Genomic DNA, 16,361 nt, shown 5'->3' with positions numbered 1-16,361 from the left:
CGAAAAGAAATGAATGTATTATGATATTCCGAAGCGGAATAAAGATTATTATACCTTAAATTTAACGGATGAAAAATTCGGACAGAAATAAGGGATTTGTTTTTAAACAATATGAAGAGCCTTTTCAGACACCTTTTGATAAGTTGTTTGAGATATTCAAGGAACTCATTACTTATACTTCCGGCGATTTTGATGAAGCTATCGATTGGCTGCGACAGTTGGACAAAGAGTTTAAGTTGACCACCCCTGAATATACCATTGACGATTTTATAGCAGATTTGAAGAATAAGGGGTACATCGTCGAGCGTATAGGTGTTAGTGGAGATGGTGAAGTGGACATCAGTTCAAAGATGGAGAAAGCCTTACGGCAAAATGCGCTAGATCAGATCTTTGGGAAGATGCGTAAAGGTAAGTCTGGAAATCACAAAACCAAATATAGTGGACAGAGTGATGAGAACACCGGAGATTTCAGAAGCTATCAATATGGAGACAGTCTTGACAAAATTTCCGTCACAGAGAGTTTGAAAAATGCGCAGATCAACCATGGAATAGGTGATTTCAGCTTGTCGGAGAATGATTTGGTAGTCGAGGATACGCAATTTAAGTCGCAGATGAGCACCGTTTTGATGATTGATATTAGCCATAGCATGATCTTATATGGCGAAGACCGTATCACACCCGCGAAGAAAGTAGCTATGGCCCTGTCTGAGCTGATACTCACCCGCTATCCCAAAGATTCATTGGATGTCATTGTATTTGGCAATGATGCTTGGCCCATAGCGATCAAAGATCTTCCGTACCTGCAAGTGGGACCATTTCATACCAATACCGTCGCAGGTGTGCAACTAGCCTTGGATATATTAAGACGGAAGCGCCATGCAAACAAGCAGATATTCATGATTACAGATGGCAAACCGAGCTGCTTAAACATGCCGGACGGGACGTATTATAAAAATCCTATGGGACTAGATCCTTTCATTACCACTAAATGCTACAGCATGGCGGCACAAGCCCGAAAGCTTGGGATCCCGATTACTACATTTATGATCACTTCAGATCCATACCTTCAGGAGTTTGTTGATGAATTTACGGCTTCTAACCGTGGAAAGGCTTACTATACAGGACTTGGTAACTTAGGCGAAATGATCTTTGAAGATTACGAAGACAATCGTAAAAAGAGGATTCGATAAACTATTAATTTAAGAACATCAGTAAATGAATTATACGACGATCAAGACTTTTGGAGAGTTAAAAAATGCAGGCTATACGCCCAAAAGCATAAAAGAGGAACTGCGTCAGAACCTAATTGAGAAAATACGCAGCGGCGGGACCGTTTTTGAAGGTGTGCATGGTTATGAAGATACGGTAATTCCCGAATTGGAAAGAGCTATCCTCTCCAAGCATAACATCAATTTGTTGGGGCTTCGTGGCCAGGCAAAAACACGGTTGGCCAGACTGATGGTGAACCTGTTGGATGAATATATCCCGACAGTGGAGGGCTCTGAAATCAATGACGATCCATACCGACCTATTTCCCGCTATGCTGTGGAGTTAATGAAAGAAAAAGGTGATAATACACCAATCAGCTGGCTTCACAGGAGCGAACGGTTTGCTGAGAAACTGGCGACACCTGATGTAACCGTAGCAGATTTAATCGGCGACGTAGATCCGATAAAAGCAGCGAATTTGAGACTAAGTTATGCGGATGATCGCGTAATCCATTTCGGGATGATCCCTCGTGCCAACCGTTCGATATTTGTAATCAACGAATTGCCCGATTTGCAAGCCAGGATTCAAGTCGCGCTCTTCAATATACTGCAGGAGGGCGATATACAGATCCGTGGATTTAAGTTGCGGTTGCCTCTGGATTTGCAGTTTGTCTTTACGGCCAATCCCGAAGATTATACCAATAGAGGAAGCATCGTGACACCCTTGAAAGACCGTATAGGTTCTCAGATTCTCACACATTACCCTACCTCTGTGGCAGTAGCCAAAGCGATCACCGAGCAGGAAGCAGGTTTGGAAGCCGGGCAAAAGGAACAGATCTATGTACCTGAACTGGCACGCGACATATTGGAACAGATTAGTTTTGAAGCTCGGAATAGCGAATACATTGATGCAAAAAGTGGTGTTAGCGCGAGAATGGGCATTACCGCATTTCAAAATCTGCTGAGTACTGCCGAATTGCGTATGCTGAGAAATGGAGATACGGCTACAGCAGTACGGCTAAGTGATTTCATCGGAATCGTTCCGGCTATTACGGGGAAAGTAGAGTTGGTGTACGAAGGCGAGCAAGAAGGCGCTGCAGCTGTAGCAATACAACTGATAGAAAGTGCGGTTAAGACATTGTTCATAACCCTATTTCCTAAGATAGAGAAGTTGGAAAAGGAGAATGAACAATACCCCTACGATGAAATTGTACGATGGTTCTTAAATTCGGATGGTATTCAACTACCGGATGAACTTAATGATGAAGATTATCAGCATACATTGGACCAAGTAGATGCCATCCGTAGCTTGATACAGAAATACCAGCCGGATACGAGGAGGGAAGATGTCTATTTTCTCAGTGAGTTTGTGTTATGGGGGTTGACCTTGTACAATAAGTTGAGTAAATACAGATTGGACAATGGGTTACAATTTCAGGATAACTTTCAGGGATACCTCAGGAATAATATATAGCAATATTAATAAGAATGTTCACTTATTGCAATTAAAATTGCAATAAGTGAACATTCTTGTGAGAATCGATTATTTCCAATAAAACATCAAAATAGGTCTGGCCTTTGCCAGCGTCCAGATCCTTCAGTTTCTGGTGAAGGAGTGATTTGTTGTAAGGCAGATTGCTGTTCAGCTTATCCAAGTAATATTTCTGAGTGGCTTCAACGCCCATGCTTTTCCTGCTGTGCTCGATGTTCTTCCATATAATTTCTAACTTGTCGTAGTCTTTCAACAGACCATAGCCTCCATATAGTAAATCGTCAAAAGCATCCAGGCTGTTGCCGAGGTTCCAGTCTTCACCCACCATCAGTGTTTGATTGATAACCTCATAGAATGAAGCAATGTCATTGATTGCAGTACCATCTATGGATATAGATAATGTTTTTTTCATTTAAGATCAAGAAAGGAACAAAAATACCTATTTTTAAGGGTATATTGTTACCACTTTACTTGCTCAGCGTAATATGGTCTATGCGGGTAAAATTGGACGCCATAGTCGCTCTTGCCCACAGGAGTTGCCGCATTCATTCACTATTTTATCAGTCGTCTTACAGATATACTGCAACCCCTTGTTTTGTCCCGAGGATTCGTGTATGTCTTTTGCTGTATCTAATGTCGCTCGCTGTATTATTAAGCCAATCAGTGAGATCTTTTTTGTAAATTGCGCATACTATTAATATCAATAAAACATGCGTAAAAAAGCACAATTAATCACCGCCATGATGCTATTTTCTACAACGGTTGCTGTAAGTCAGATGAAAGTTCGGGAAGAGCTTCCTGAAAAATATAAGTGGAACCTGTCCGATCTCTATGCTACAGACGATACCTGGAAAGAAGAAAAACAAAAGGTTCAACAGAATATGCAAAAAGCAGCCTCTTATAAGGGTAAGCTTACCCAATCCGCTACCGTACTTTTGGAAGCGCTAACGTTCAATAGCGCACTCATTAAGGAAATGTCTCGCCTTTCATCCTATGCATCGATGAAATCTGATCAAGATACCAGAGTAACCAAGTACGCCGGCATGAAGCAAGAGCTACAACAGCTTTTTTCTGAATATGGCGCATTAACATCTTTCATGGAACCCGAGCTATTAACCCTAGATGAAGACAAGCTCAACACCTTTTTTGCGAAAGAAAAAGAACTGGTAACCTACAAATTTTACCTTACGGATCTAATCCGCAAGCGAGCCCACAGAGGTTCCGAAGAAGTGGAAAAAGTGATGGCCTACTCGGCATTAATGGCTGGCAATGCCGCAAATATATTCAGTACATTTTTTAATGCTGAGTTTCCGCATCCCGAAATTGAATTAAACGGTGAGCGTGTAAAGCTTAATTCCGCAAATTTTGCATTGTATCGAGCGAGCGAAGATAGGGGAGTGAGGAGCAAGGTGTTTGCCACTTATTTTCGTAAATTGAATGAATTTCAGCGGACTTTCGGGGCGCAGCTATACGGCAATATCAATGCCGCACTGTTTACGACAAAAGCCCGAAATTACGAAAGTACGTTAAAAAGGGCGCTGGATGGCGGCAATATCCCGACAGATGTTTTTCATAATCTCATTACAAATGTGAATGGAAACCTGGAGACCTTTCACCGCTATTTAAACCTCCGAAAACGTATGATGGGGTTAGACACCCTGCATTATTATGATTTGTATGCTCCTTTGGTTGAAAAGGTCGATTTAGAGTATTCGGTAGAAGAAGCTATTGAGAATATTTTAAAATCCTTACAACCTTTGGGTACCCATTATGTGGACGTGTCAAAAAGAGCATTCCATGAAAGATGGATTGATATGTATCCAAATGAAGGAAAGAGATCCGGAGCATATTCCAACGGGTCTGCATACGACGTACATCCGTATATACTCATGAATTATAACGGGAAGTACAATGACATGACTACGTTGACCCACGAATTGGGCCATACCATGCACAGTTATCTGACCAATAAACAGCAACATTTCGCAAATGCAGACTATTCAATTTTTGTCGCTGAGGTGGCTTCCACGTTGAATGAAGAGTTGTTAAACGATTATATGCTGCAACAGATTAAAGACGATAAAACACGTCTTGCGATCCTCGGAAATTATCTTGAAGGTGCCAAAGGGACTCTATTCCGTCAGACCCAGTTTGCAGAATTCGAATCAATGATCCACGAACAAGTCGCAAAGGGTGAAGCGCTCACTGGTGAAGATTTTGACAACATGTATCTTGATCTGACCAAACGGTACTACGGTCATGATAAAAATGTTTGTATAGTCGATGACTATGTCAAATCCGAATGGTCTTACATCCCGCATTTTTATTACAATTTTTATGTGTACCAATATGCGACGTCCTTCACCGCCTCTACTGCGCTCTCCGAAAAAGTACTGCGTGGAACAGATCAGGATCGTAAAAAATACCTCAATTTTCTAGCTTCCGGAAGCACCAAATACCCGGTAGAGCTACTTGTCGATGCAGGTGTGGATATGAATACTTCAGAACCTTTTGATCTGACCATTGCTAAGATCAATAAAGTCATGGCAGAAATGGAAACCATTCTGAAGAGAATGGGTAAATAAGTTGATATCATAAAGCCGTATTATTACGGCTTTTATGATATTACCTTTTCTTATTCTTCATTGTCATTTTGGCTTTCACACCAGCGCCAAGGTTGTAGGTCTTGCTATTGCTTTCTTTCTTTTTATGAAAAGCGCCACCGTGTGATTCGTCCGCTTCATTCTTTTCTTTAGGATTATTAGATGGGCGATAGATAACAAGATCATCTGGAAGAGGCATGATAGGGACTTTTTTCCCTAAAGATTGTTCTATTTTTTTGAACTCCGGAAGTTCAATGTCCGTGGCAAATGTGATGGCAATAACTTCGTCGTCTGAAGTTTTTTGCATATGTTGTACGAAAACCTCCCTATTTTCTGGTATTTCAACATAAAATATAAAAGGGATCCCACTTAAATCGATGTCACTTGTGCCTTCATTTGCAATAATGAGTATTCTACATTCAGGAATATGCTTAAAATCGTTGATATCATCAATACCAGCATCATCGTGGAACAACGGGTGTAATACAGCTACCTCTCCATTTTTAGCATGCAGACTTCGACCTATTTTTTGTGCGGTAAGTCGACTATTCACAAATACCACAACCTTATCAAATACGTCATCGTCTCTCAACAAACCATTCAGCAAATTAATTTTCGTGGTAAAATTAGGAACTTGATACAGCATGAGTTCATGTGTTTCAACAGTTTTTTCACCAAGCTCCTCCGTTTCAATCAGCGCAGCAAAAGGCATAAAATCATCAATCATCAAATGCAGTTTTTCATGTTCGACAGTACTAAATGCTAAATACTGGACTTTTCCGCAGCTTTGCGCTAGTTCCCTTACATTAGTCTGCATTCCTTGCTTCACCATTTCCTCAGCGTCATCAATGATAAAGGTCTGGATACGATTTAAGTTAAGTCCCAATTTTAGATACATAGCACGAGCACGGTTTGGAGTTGCTACTACAATATCTACCCCACGGATCAGGTCTTCCATTTCCTCTTCTATACTTCCGCTAGCTTTAAGCCCCATGATATGGAGGTTCCTATTCTTGCTGATGGTCAGAAAACGATCAACTATTTCAGCAATTCTTTCTTCATTAGGAGCTAAAATCAATACTTTGGGAGCCTCATCTTGCGTATATTTTAAACGCATCAACACCCCGAGAACGTACGTCGTTGTTTTTCCAGCTCCTTCAGGTGCAATGCCGATAATACTATGTCCACCGATTATTCGGGGAAGCGATTTTAACTGAATTTCTTTTGGTGTAAAATAACCCAAATCATTCATGGACGCATGGAGACGTTTATTAAGCTTTAATTTATCTAAGGACACTGCTGAATAGTTAAATGAATATCAAGCTGCAAAGTTAACTAAAATATAATTGGTGTTACAACTAAGAGCCGTTATCTTAGTATATCAATACTTTTTTTCCATTCCGGTAAATCCATTCTTATAATCAATTATAAATCCCTAAAAATATAAATACCCCAAAAAAAATAATAAATTAGAGCGTATGTATTTACTACACGGAAAACTCACAGCTAAAGATGGGCAAGTCGGTCGACTTGCCGATGTCCTATTAGACGCATCTAAATTTGTATCCACTGCAATGGGATGCAGATTATATGTTATTGGTAAAGATGAAAACGATTTAAATTCAGTTTACGTAACGGAAATATGGGATACTAAGGAGGATCATGACAACGCTCTGAACGTTGAAAGTGTAAAAGAATTAATTGCGAGTGCAATACCGCTTTTAGGTGCTCAACCCATAAAAGGTCAAGAAATTGAAATTCTAGGCGGTTCAGGAATAACGATATGAATTTAAGAGAAGTTTTAAATTATCGTCGTTCGGTACGGGTTTACGACAAAGAAAAAAATATAGATGCAGATATTGTTAAGGACTGCATCGAACTTTCCACGCTGGCTCCTAATAGTTCCAATATGCAACTCTGGGAAGCTTATCATATACTATCCCCCAGTGCTTTAAATCAGATGACAAAGGCCTGTCTTAACCAGACAAGTGTTTCAACAGCTTCGCAGCTCGTTGTTTTTGTGACCCGTCAGGACTTATATCCAAAACGCGCTGATGCGAATATAGCATTCGAACGTGATAATATCCAACGCAATAGTCCCGAGGAACGCCAAGAAAAACGAATCAAAGACAGACTTTTGTATTATGGAAAGCTGATGCCATTCCTTTATTCCCAATTTTTCGGTGTGTTTGGTTTTGTCCGGAAGTTGGCGGTAAGTACAGTCGGTATTTTCCGTCCCATAGTATATCAGGTATCAGAAAGCGATATGCGTATAGTTATTCACAAAAGCTGTGCGTTAGCTGCACAAACGTTTATGATTGCTATGGCAAATGAGGGATACGATACCTGCCCCTTAGAAGGATTCGATAGCAAACGTGTCAAAAAACTTCTTAAACTACCTCGTGGTGCGGAGATCAATATGGTAGTGTCCTGTGGTATAAGAAAGGGGAATGAAGGGATTTGGGGTGAACGATTCAGAATTCCCTTTAACGAAGTTTATCACAAAATCTGAATGTTGGAGAAACCAGTCGCATGTTTCCCCTACGCTTTAACGGTTAAAGCTCGAAAAAGGGCGAAGATAACAGCATTTTAAACATTGTGTACCGTAGCCTGTTAATATTATGTAACATATATCAGTAAATGGATTTACTCAAATCTATTTTAAACGGTGCCGCAATGATAAAGAGGTGAAATTTGGGTACCTATCTGATTAGAAATTTATACGATATGTTTAAGGCATTAAAAACTTCTACCAAGATCATAATTGGGATCCTTCTCCTGCTTTTCGTTATCCGTCTCGCTCTGCCTTCGATAGTCAAGCAGTATGTTAATAAGCAGTTGAACGAACTTCCCGGATATACAGGGCATGTCGAGGATATCGATATTAGCCTGTGGCGGGGCGCATATGCTATTGATCAACTAACCCTAAAAAAGCTTTCAGACACGAGTAGTTATCCCTTTTTGCAGATCGCGCACTGCGATTTGTCCGTAGAATGGAAGTCGCTATGGAAAGGGAAACTCGTCAGTGAAATTATTTTGGACAGGCCGACAATTCATATATTGAAGGAAACGGCAGACCTTTCTAAGGAACCGTCTCAAGAACATTGGACCGAGACAGTGAACTCGTTAATGCCGATCACGATCAATAGACTTCAGGTGAATCAAGGTACCTTTAAATATTTAGATAGACAGGCAAGTCCCCAAGTGAATCTTTCTATGGATAGTCTGCAACTGACGGCATACAATCTGGCAAATGCGGATGAGCAAACGGAGCTCCTCCCTTCCACAGTGACGCTGACAGGAACATCGATAGGTGGCGGAAAATTAAAAGCGGACATGAAACTGAACATTCTAAAGAAAATGCCTGATTTTGATACGGATATGCAATTGACAGACGTAAACCTGACCAGTCTCAATGGCTTTATAGAAGCATATGGTAAGTTCGATGTGGAGCGGGGATCCCTAAACCTATACAGCGAACTTAAATTGATAGACGGCTCGCTAGATGGGTACGCAAAACCATTTATCACCAACCTTAAGGTTCTCAACTGGGAGAAAGATCGGAAGGAGGGTGGTTTCCTTCGAGCGGCTAAGGAGGCTGTAATCGGTTTATTTGGCAAAGTAGTGGAAAATCCGAAGCGCGAAACGATTGCTACAAAGGTTGATATTAAAGGTAATGTGAATGATCCTGATACAAGTAGTTGGGCAGCATTTCTGGGTATATTAAAAAACGCGTTCATCAAAGCCTTCAATCAAGGAATCGAAGGGTCGTTAAATCAAGATTAATGATAAGCGACAATTTCGCTATAAATAGAAAATCCCGTAGCGGGGAGCAACGGGATTTTACCAAACCAATTATTAACCTAAATTATGAAATTACCTATATAACGCAAAAGTTGGTGCCAATATTATCTCTAGCTAAAAAAAATACCACATTTAGTTCATTGGTTCTTTTTTTGCTATCTTAACCTTCTATGAGCAACAGATTTTTAATCGATCCGCAGACCACACGAGATATTCAACTCCTTGAAGAGACAAGCCGTTCCATTTGGGGGTTTTTCAATCATGCCATCACAACGGGAGGTGAAGATTTTCTGCGCGGACTTTTTTTGAATCCTTTATCGGATGTTGACGCGATTAAGGACCGCCAGCTAAAAATACGTCGTTTGGAAGCAGTCGTTCAAGAAGATTTTCCATTTTACCGGATGGTCGTTATGGATATAGAGAAGTACATCAAAAGATCCCATTCGGGAGAGCGATCAGGATGGGGCCTTTTGGATCTTTTTGTGGCCAAAGCACCGATCTATTATTATAAGGTAAGTTCGATCATCGAGACGTGCGACTTTTTGTTGAAATCTCAGATGTTCTATAAAAAAGTAAATGCCCATCAGACGTACGAGGATATCGCAGAGATGATCCAAATTCATGAAGATTGTTTGTCCACGATATTTAACGGTCGCCCGTATAATCCTGAACAATTGAATATCAATAGATTCAACCTCGATGCATATGATCGTCTTATTCGATACGAGCTGGCGAGTAAGATCAAACGGGCAGTCGCTTTTTTCTATGAGATTGATGCACATTTCGCCATAGCCCGAACCGCAAAGGAATATGGGCTTTGTTATCCGGAAATTTACCCAAAGAATTATACCGGTAAGATTCATATGCGAGATGTCTATCATATTTTTCATCAACATCCAGTGAAAAATACGGTCGAAATGACCAGAGAGAAGAGGATATGGTACTTGACAGGCGCTAACATGGCAGGCAAATCATCTTTTATCAAAACTATTTCTACAGCATTGTACTTGACCCACATCGGTTTCCCGACTCCCGCAAGTTCCGTGAAAACCGACCTGATCGACGGTGTATTTACCAGCATTAATTTGCAAGATAACCTCGAACTCGGTTATAGCCATTTTTATGCAGAAGCGATCCGGCTCAAGGAGATTGTAGATCAGCTTGACAAAAACACGAATGCACTTATTATTTTAGATGAACTTTTTAAGGGTACCAACCATATTGATGCCTCAAACGCTATTTTTGACATTATAGAGCACCTCAGCCATACCGATGGTCCTTATGTAATCGTGTCCTCGCATATTACCGATCTGGCAGCAAGACTACAATCCCTTCCTTTAGTAGATTTTTATAAAATGAATATCGAAAGTGGCGAGCAGGGAGATCCTCGCTTCACGTACACGATTGTATCAGGGGTCGCCGAAGAAAAACTAGGCATGTGGTTGTTACAAAAGAGCGGTGTCTTTCAATCCATTGCAAGATTGAAGAATATGCCATAAAGTTTACCTACTACCAACTCTTTATATATCTTAATTAATCAAATGATATTTCAGTTTATCAAACTAGGATTTATTTTAGTTTCTTTCTTATTTATTCGTTGCGACTCACGACCTGCATCAAGATTAACTGCTTTTGACGGAAGAGATTTTGAAAAGTCTATGCACCAAGACTCAGATATTTTCCAGACCGACAAAATTGTAGATGGCGATACGTTTTGGGTCTTAAATCAAACCGGTCAAAAACTTAAAGTTAGGCTTATCGGTATTGATGCCCCAGAAACTAGAAATGCATTCAAAAAAAGGAAGCATCCCTTTGGATTAGCATCTAAAGAGTATCTGGACGATATGTTGACTCAAAACCCATACATTAAGCTAACCTTTGATGTTGACTCTCTCGATCAGTATGGCCGTACCTTAGCCTATGCTTATTTAAGCGACGGCACCATGATCAACGAGCAATTGATAAGAAATGGCTACGCTGTATTAATGACAGTGCCACCCAATATCATGTTCGAAGAAATATTCTACGATGCTCAACAGACAGCCAGAGCAAATAAAGTGGGACTCTGGAAGTAAAAAAAATATCTTGTCCAGTTACCGACCACTTGTTTTCGCATCAATATTTTAGCGAATTTTGCGCTGTAAAGCTTGTGCAACGCCCGAAGTTACCACTCCTCCAAGGGTATACCAAGCTACTGTCAAGAGCTGTGTTACTGGAGAACGGTTTACAGGTCCGTCATTGAGCCCTAGTTTATCAGGTAGCGTGACGGCACCGATGCCAGCAGTGATACCAAGACCGATGCCCCGTAACCAGATGCTCTTGGGTTCTCCTTTACCAACGGCGCTATAGTACAATGCGTTTCCTATAAAATCGCCCACTAATGTGCTAGTATAGAGCGTATAGCCTTTCGGTGGTTCTCCGCCAATAAACTTTATTGATTTCACTAGTGCTTCTTCACCAACCTCATTCATGTGTGGTGCCTGCTTTATACACTTGCGGGCCACCTCGTGTATTATGTTGAGCACGAGCGCACCAGCGGTTCCGGCTATCAAGTTCGTAAATGTTTTCATTTCAAAATATTTTCGTTTGTCATCCTTACTATAGTCAACGAACAGCTACGCGTTTAGTTTCAAACTTAGATAAATTTGCTTAGCGCAATTACAATTGCGCTAAGCAAATTATCGGCTCTCCTTTACTATTGATAATTTATTTGAATGTTAACCAATATTGTAAAAATTGATAATTCAAAAGAATTTTATATATTTATTCCCGCGTTATAAACCGTGAAGCGATTCCTAATGAGTAAATCAATGCGGATAATTGGAATAATATGCTGTCTACTATTGACACGAGTGTTTTTTGGCCAAAGTCGTTTGGTCGAGCGATTGCAGAATGGACAATCACGACATGTCGTTGTTTATGGCACTAGCCTTTCAAGTGGCGCATGTGGTGATGCATGGATGCGCCCTGTAGCCAATGAACTGAAAAAGCGAATGGCGATGAGGTGGTCAGTTATTCACTCGCCGGCAAAGACGGCATGTGGTCTTCTTGGGGTGTAAAGCATATTATCAAAAGTATCTTACCTTAAAAAGTTCAATGAAAAATCAATGTATATTAAGTATGAAGAAGCTATTGTTATGTTTGGTTATACCAATATTATCTGTCGAATAGTATGGAGTTCTTTGACGAAATCAATGCGCTGACCCTCGTCTTTGCGTCTTTGCTCATTTTTGCGATCGCCTATCGCTTCTATGGAGTTTTTCTGGCACATCGAGTGTTGCGGTTAAATGCGAAGAATGCAACCCCAGCTGTGACCATGGCCGATGGCCGTGATTATGTAGCGACCAATAAAACAGTATTGTTCGGGCATCATTTTGCTGCAATAGCCGCAGCAGGTCCTTTGGTAGGCCCAGTACTGGCCGCACAATTTGGCTATCTTCCAGGCGCACTATGGATTTTGATCGGCTGCGTATTGGGAGGTGGAGTACACGATATGGTGGTGCTTTTTGCTTCTGTCCGCCATAAAGGACAGAGCTTGGCTACTATCGCATCCAAAGAAATTGGCCCTGTCACAGGAACTATTGCGGGTGTGGCCGTATTGTTCATTTTGATCTTGACGCTGGCCGGGCTATCGTTAGCTTGTATTAGCGCGATGCATGAAGCCTCTTGGTCGCTGTTCACAGTCGTTGCTACGATGCCTATCGCCGTCATGATGGGGCTAATCATGCGCTACAGGAAGAACAGTGTCACCCTAGCAAGTATCTTGGGCGGCGTACTTTTGCTAGCGACTATTGTGGGAGGGCACGGGTTAATGCAATATGATGCGATGAATGAATTATTTCACTGGGATATCCAAACCATTTCGATTGCTATCGCGGCGTACGGATTTTTCGCATCAGTACTGCCGATGTGGTTATTGCTGGTACCTCGTGACTATCTTTCTACCTACCTGAAGATCGGCACCATATTATTGCTCGCGATAGGGATTGTTTTTGTACACCCTACCTTGCAGATGCCTGCGCTCACGCAGTTTGTCAATGGCGGAGGTCCCATTATCGGCGGCCCGGTATTACCCTTTATCTTTATCGTGATCGCTTGCGGTGCCATATCAGGCTTCCATGCCGTTATTGCGACAGGAACCACACCAAAGATGTTGGCCAACGAAAAAGAGATTTTATTTGTTGGATATGGTGCTATGCTGGTGGAGGGCTTTGTGGCACTCATGGCATTGATTGCCGCATGTACCCTTATGCCTGGTGACTATTTTGCTATCAATACACCTTCATTTGCCTATGAAAGCTTTTTGGCTGCCCATCCTGATTTACATCAGGTAGATCTTCCCGCTTTTGCGGATAAAATAGGTGTCGCCTTGGAAGGACGTACAGGTGGCGCTGTATCGTTGGCTGTAGGGATGGCGCACATCTTTAACAGTATTCCATTTATGGATGAGGTTATGGCCTATTGGTACAATTTTGCGATTATGTTTGAGGCCGTTTTTATACTCACTGCAATCGACGCAGGTACACGGGTTGGTCGCTTTTTCTTACAGGAAATGTTAGGCGGAGTAATACCACGATTTAAAAATCCAAACTGGATGCCCGGCGTATGGATCGCGAGCTTTTTGTTTACATTCTCATGGGGGTATTTGGTATATACGGGGAATGTTAGCAGTATTTGGCCTTTATTTGGGATAAGCAATCAATTGCTGGCGGCCTGCGGCCTAATTGTCTGTACCACCATGTTAATTCGGCTCAACAGAAAGAAATATGCGCTTTGCGCAGCTGTACCCGGTGTATTTATGGCTGTCATTACATTTTGGGCAGGTTATCTGCAGGTATTTGATATCTATTTGCCTTCAGGGCAGTATTTACTGGCGGGATTGGCTGTGCTCGCAATGGTGTTAATGGCCGTTGTATTTGTATCGGCGTTTTGGAAGTGGTCTGGATTAATGCGGATGCCGGCCGATAAAACAGATCCCTATCACGAACAGGTAAAGGAAATAGTTTCCTAAATAGAAGTTTAATTTGAAAATAAATAAATTATGATAAATAAAATGAGAGACCATATGTTTGCAGTCCTATTCATCGGCCTGTCTATCCTGATTAGCGGGTGTTCTTCGCCGAAAAGAACTGCAGAAAAGAATGCTTTTCCCGAAGAAGCATTAGGCTGGAAGCTTGGTGCGCAGGCCTATACCTTTAAAAAATTCACCTTCACCGAAGCAATAGAAAAGATAGCAAGTTGTGATTTACGCTATGTAGAAGCTTATCCCGGGCAGGAAATCGGAGGAGGACAGACCGCAAAAATAGATCACCGGATGTCTCCGGAGAACCTACAGTATGTCAAGAAGTTATTAAAAGAAAAGGGTATACATTGGTCGGCATATGGAGTGGTAAAGGCTAAAGATCCTGCGGAGTGGCGGCAAGTATTTGAATTTGCGAAAAGCATGGGCATTGAGACAATTACCTGCGAGCCAAACATAGATATGATCGACGATGTTTCCAAGCTCTGTGATGAGTTTAATATCCGCGCAGCCATTCATAATCACGCAAGTCCATCCTATTATTGGAAACCAGAAACGGTGCTTGAAGCCATAGCCGGAAAAAGTGAAAAACTGGGTGCCGCAGGAGATATCGGGCACTGGTTAAAGTCAGGGTTAGACCCACTCGAATGCCTGAAAAAATTGGAAGGAAAGGTATTTCACCTGCACTTCAAAGATTTAAACGACAAGGCAAATAAACAAGCGCATGACGTACATTGGGGAAACGGCGTTGCCGATGTTGCGGCAGTGATCGCGGAGTTAAAACGCCAGCAGTTCGATGGTATGATTGCCGCAGAATACGAATACAATTGGGATAATAATGCGGAAGATGTACGGATAAGTGTACAAAATTTCAGAAGGTTTGTTTCTAGCCCTGCACAATAATGTACAGTAAGTATTCTTTTCTTTAATTATAAAGAATACGGTAACATGGATCAAAAGAGCCTGATTGTACGTAATTTGGCTCTTTTGGTCCTTTTCCTTAGATCCCGTATTTGGCGAATATCTCCAAGATTGTTGGGCGGATTTTTTGTAGCATTCGTTCGAATCCTAAATCGTTGGGGTGAATACCATCTGCGGTTCCTTCTTGATCATCCCCCAATAGACCTTCCGCCTCAATCAGATACAAGTTGTCATCATCTTTCTGCAATTTTTCAATTTCCTGCCTGAAATACTGATCTTTTAGTTTTATCCGCCTCGCAATGTGTTGATCAAAATTTCCTTTCTCCCGCGCAACACTTTGAATGGCAATGATGGGTACATTGGGGTGGTATCGCCGTATGGTATTTACCATATTGGCCGTGCGTTCCAATACCTCTTCGGCTGAGGGATTGGGTACACAATCCAATATAAAAGCATCCATGGGGAGCGGTGCGATCATATCTGCTACAGCGGTTTCCATTTTCGCATTACCGCTGAATCCCATATTGATGAAGTGATATCCCGTCTGTCTGGATAACTTCGCAGGATAAGCTAATCCAGGCCGGCTAGCCGATGCGCCTTGTACGATGCTCGAGCCATAGATCAAAATGTTTTTTCTAAAAGGATTGGTATTGGGCACGATAGAGGCCTCGGCATCGATCCCGATTTCGAGGCAGAGAATCTCATCGTATGTCGGTAAAAATAATAGACATGTTTTCTCTCCATCTGCCATATTCTCTACTATAGTTGTTTCCGAGATATCATGGGTGGATGGCCTAGCAACACCAGCATATTGCCAACGTGCATCTTGTAAGATGTAAAGGTCTAAGCCTTCATAGGCGATCCCGGTCATATTATCACTCGGGCGCTTTGGACTTGTTTGCCATTTTGCCGATATGGTGGAGCTATTGGTTTTGAAGCTGATTGCCAACCCAGCAGAATGCGTTGCCAAACGTTTGAGCGTACCGGAAAGTGCGGCATACCTTGCGGTGTCCAGCCGGTGATAGAATGGTTCGCTGTCCCAGGCTTTTCCAGTAATGGTAAGAGTATGCGCATCGGTAAAGCGAAGCGGCTTTTTTTGCTGTGCGGATATATTAGCTGCGAAGAGCGTCAATAAAAAAGCTGTTAAGGAAAAAGATCTGAATCGAACCATATGTTTTTAACAAGATGTATATATTAAAACATTAAAAAGACATCTCCAAGCTAAAATACAATTTGCATTCGACGTAAAGTCTTCCATATTAGCGTATGATGTGTCTTTCTAACCCGCAATAAAGTTATCGATATTTCATCAA

15 protein-coding genes are annotated in these 16,361 nt (G+C 41.6%); 11 read left to right on the top strand and 4 right to left on the bottom strand.

Annotated elements, in window-relative coordinates:
• The first annotated feature begins 68 nt into the window (after positions 1 to 68).
• Both C4F40_RS07450 and C4F40_RS07445 read left to right on the top strand, forming a co-directional pair.
• On the top strand, positions 69 to 1,190 hold the full coding sequence (locus C4F40_RS07450) for a vWA domain-containing protein (RefSeq protein WP_196938711.1): 1,122 nt from the start codon (positions 69 to 71) through the stop codon (positions 1,188 to 1,190).
• A gap of 25 nt (positions 1,191 to 1,215) precedes the next feature.
• Positions 1,216 to 2,682: a magnesium chelatase gene (locus C4F40_RS07445; protein WP_196938710.1), complete on the top strand. Its 1,467-nt coding sequence runs from the start codon at positions 1,216 to 1,218 to the stop codon at positions 2,680 to 2,682.
• A 31-nt stretch (positions 2,683 to 2,713) separates the two neighbouring features.
• Here C4F40_RS07445 and C4F40_RS07440 read toward each other — a convergent pair whose 3' ends face one another.
• Positions 2,714 to 3,112, bottom strand: a complete 399-nt coding sequence (locus tag C4F40_RS07440) for a barstar family protein (RefSeq protein ID WP_196938709.1) — start codon at positions 3,110 to 3,112, stop codon at positions 2,714 to 2,716.
• A 298-nt stretch (positions 3,113 to 3,410) separates the two neighbouring features.
• Here C4F40_RS07440 and pepF point away from each other — a divergent pair, with 298 nt between their 5' ends.
• Positions 3,411 to 5,285, top strand: a complete 1,875-nt coding sequence (gene pepF / locus C4F40_RS07435) for an oligoendopeptidase F (RefSeq protein ID WP_196938708.1) — start codon at positions 3,411 to 3,413, stop codon at positions 5,283 to 5,285.
• Positions 5,286 to 5,325: 40 nt separating this feature from the next.
• Here pepF and C4F40_RS07430 read toward each other — a convergent pair whose 3' ends face one another.
• Complete coding sequence (locus tag C4F40_RS07430) at positions 5,326 to 6,555, bottom strand: DEAD/DEAH box helicase (protein ID WP_231389956.1); 1,230 nt, start codon at positions 6,553 to 6,555, stop codon at positions 5,326 to 5,328.
• A gap of 226 nt (positions 6,556 to 6,781) precedes the next feature.
• Here C4F40_RS07430 and C4F40_RS07425 point away from each other — a divergent pair, with 226 nt between their 5' ends.
• From C4F40_RS07425 to C4F40_RS07405, 5 genes are all read left to right on the top strand, one after another.
• On the top strand, positions 6,782 to 7,090 hold the full coding sequence (locus tag C4F40_RS07425; RefSeq protein ID WP_196938706.1) for a putative quinol monooxygenase: 309 nt from the start codon (positions 6,782 to 6,784) through the stop codon (positions 7,088 to 7,090).
• Positions 7,087 to 7,815: a nitroreductase family protein gene (locus C4F40_RS07420; protein WP_196938705.1), complete on the top strand. Its 729-nt coding sequence runs from the start codon at positions 7,087 to 7,089 to the stop codon at positions 7,813 to 7,815. Before C4F40_RS07425 ends, C4F40_RS07420 begins: the two co-directional genes overlap by 4 nt.
• A 215-nt stretch (positions 7,816 to 8,030) precedes the next feature.
• Positions 8,031 to 9,089 (top strand): DUF748 domain-containing protein, encoded by a 1,059-nt coding sequence (locus tag C4F40_RS07415; protein ID WP_196938704.1) that lies wholly within the window; start codon positions 8,031 to 8,033, stop codon positions 9,087 to 9,089.
• A 188-nt stretch (positions 9,090 to 9,277) separates the two neighbouring features.
• A complete protein-coding gene (locus C4F40_RS07410; protein ID WP_196938703.1) occupies positions 9,278 to 10,606 on the top strand; it encodes a MutS-related protein in 1,329 nt (442 codons plus the stop codon).
• A 159-nt stretch (positions 10,607 to 10,765) separates the two neighbouring features.
• Positions 10,766 to 11,182 carry a thermonuclease family protein gene (locus C4F40_RS07405; RefSeq protein ID WP_196938702.1) on the top strand — a complete coding sequence of 139 codons (417 nt, stop codon included), beginning with the start codon at positions 10,766 to 10,768 and terminating at the stop codon, positions 11,180 to 11,182.
• A gap of 48 nt (positions 11,183 to 11,230) precedes the next feature.
• On the opposite strand, the gene C4F40_RS07400 is transcribed toward C4F40_RS07405, so the two are convergent.
• Positions 11,231 to 11,677: a hypothetical protein gene (locus C4F40_RS07400; protein WP_196938701.1), complete on the bottom strand. Its 447-nt coding sequence runs from the start codon at positions 11,675 to 11,677 to the stop codon at positions 11,231 to 11,233.
• 228 nt (positions 11,678 to 11,905) lie between these two features.
• Here C4F40_RS07400 and C4F40_RS07395 point away from each other — a divergent pair, with 228 nt between their 5' ends.
• The 3 genes from C4F40_RS07395 to C4F40_RS07385 all read left to right on the top strand — a co-directional run bounded on the left by C4F40_RS07395 (position 11,906) and on the right by C4F40_RS07385 (position 15,030).
• Positions 11,906 to 12,166, top strand: coding sequence for a hypothetical protein (locus C4F40_RS07395; RefSeq protein WP_196938700.1), 261 nt, complete (start codon positions 11,906 to 11,908; stop codon positions 12,164 to 12,166).
• Positions 12,167 to 12,279: 113 nt separating this feature from the next.
• Positions 12,280 to 14,118, top strand: a complete 1,839-nt coding sequence (locus C4F40_RS07390; protein WP_196938699.1) for a carbon starvation CstA family protein — start codon at positions 12,280 to 12,282, stop codon at positions 14,116 to 14,118.
• Between the two features lie 30 nt (positions 14,119 to 14,148).
• Complete coding sequence (locus tag C4F40_RS07385; protein ID WP_231389955.1) at positions 14,149 to 15,030, top strand: sugar phosphate isomerase/epimerase family protein; 882 nt, start codon at positions 14,149 to 14,151, stop codon at positions 15,028 to 15,030.
• A 97-nt stretch (positions 15,031 to 15,127) separates the two neighbouring features.
• Here the strand turns inward: C4F40_RS07385 and C4F40_RS07380 are convergent, their stop codons facing one another.
• On the bottom strand, positions 15,128 to 16,219 hold the full coding sequence (locus tag C4F40_RS07380) for an SGNH/GDSL hydrolase family protein (protein ID WP_196938698.1): 1,092 nt from the start codon (positions 16,217 to 16,219) through the stop codon (positions 15,128 to 15,130).
• Positions 16,220 to 16,361: the final 142 nt, after the last annotated feature.

It is taken from the genome of Sphingobacterium pedocola, from assembly GCF_015209965.1.
GTDB lineage: Bacteria > Bacteroidota > Bacteroidia > Sphingobacteriales > Sphingobacteriaceae > Sphingobacterium > Sphingobacterium pedocola.
Note: the sequence above shows the minus strand (reverse complement) of the source record. Positions and strands in the feature narration are given on the sequence as shown.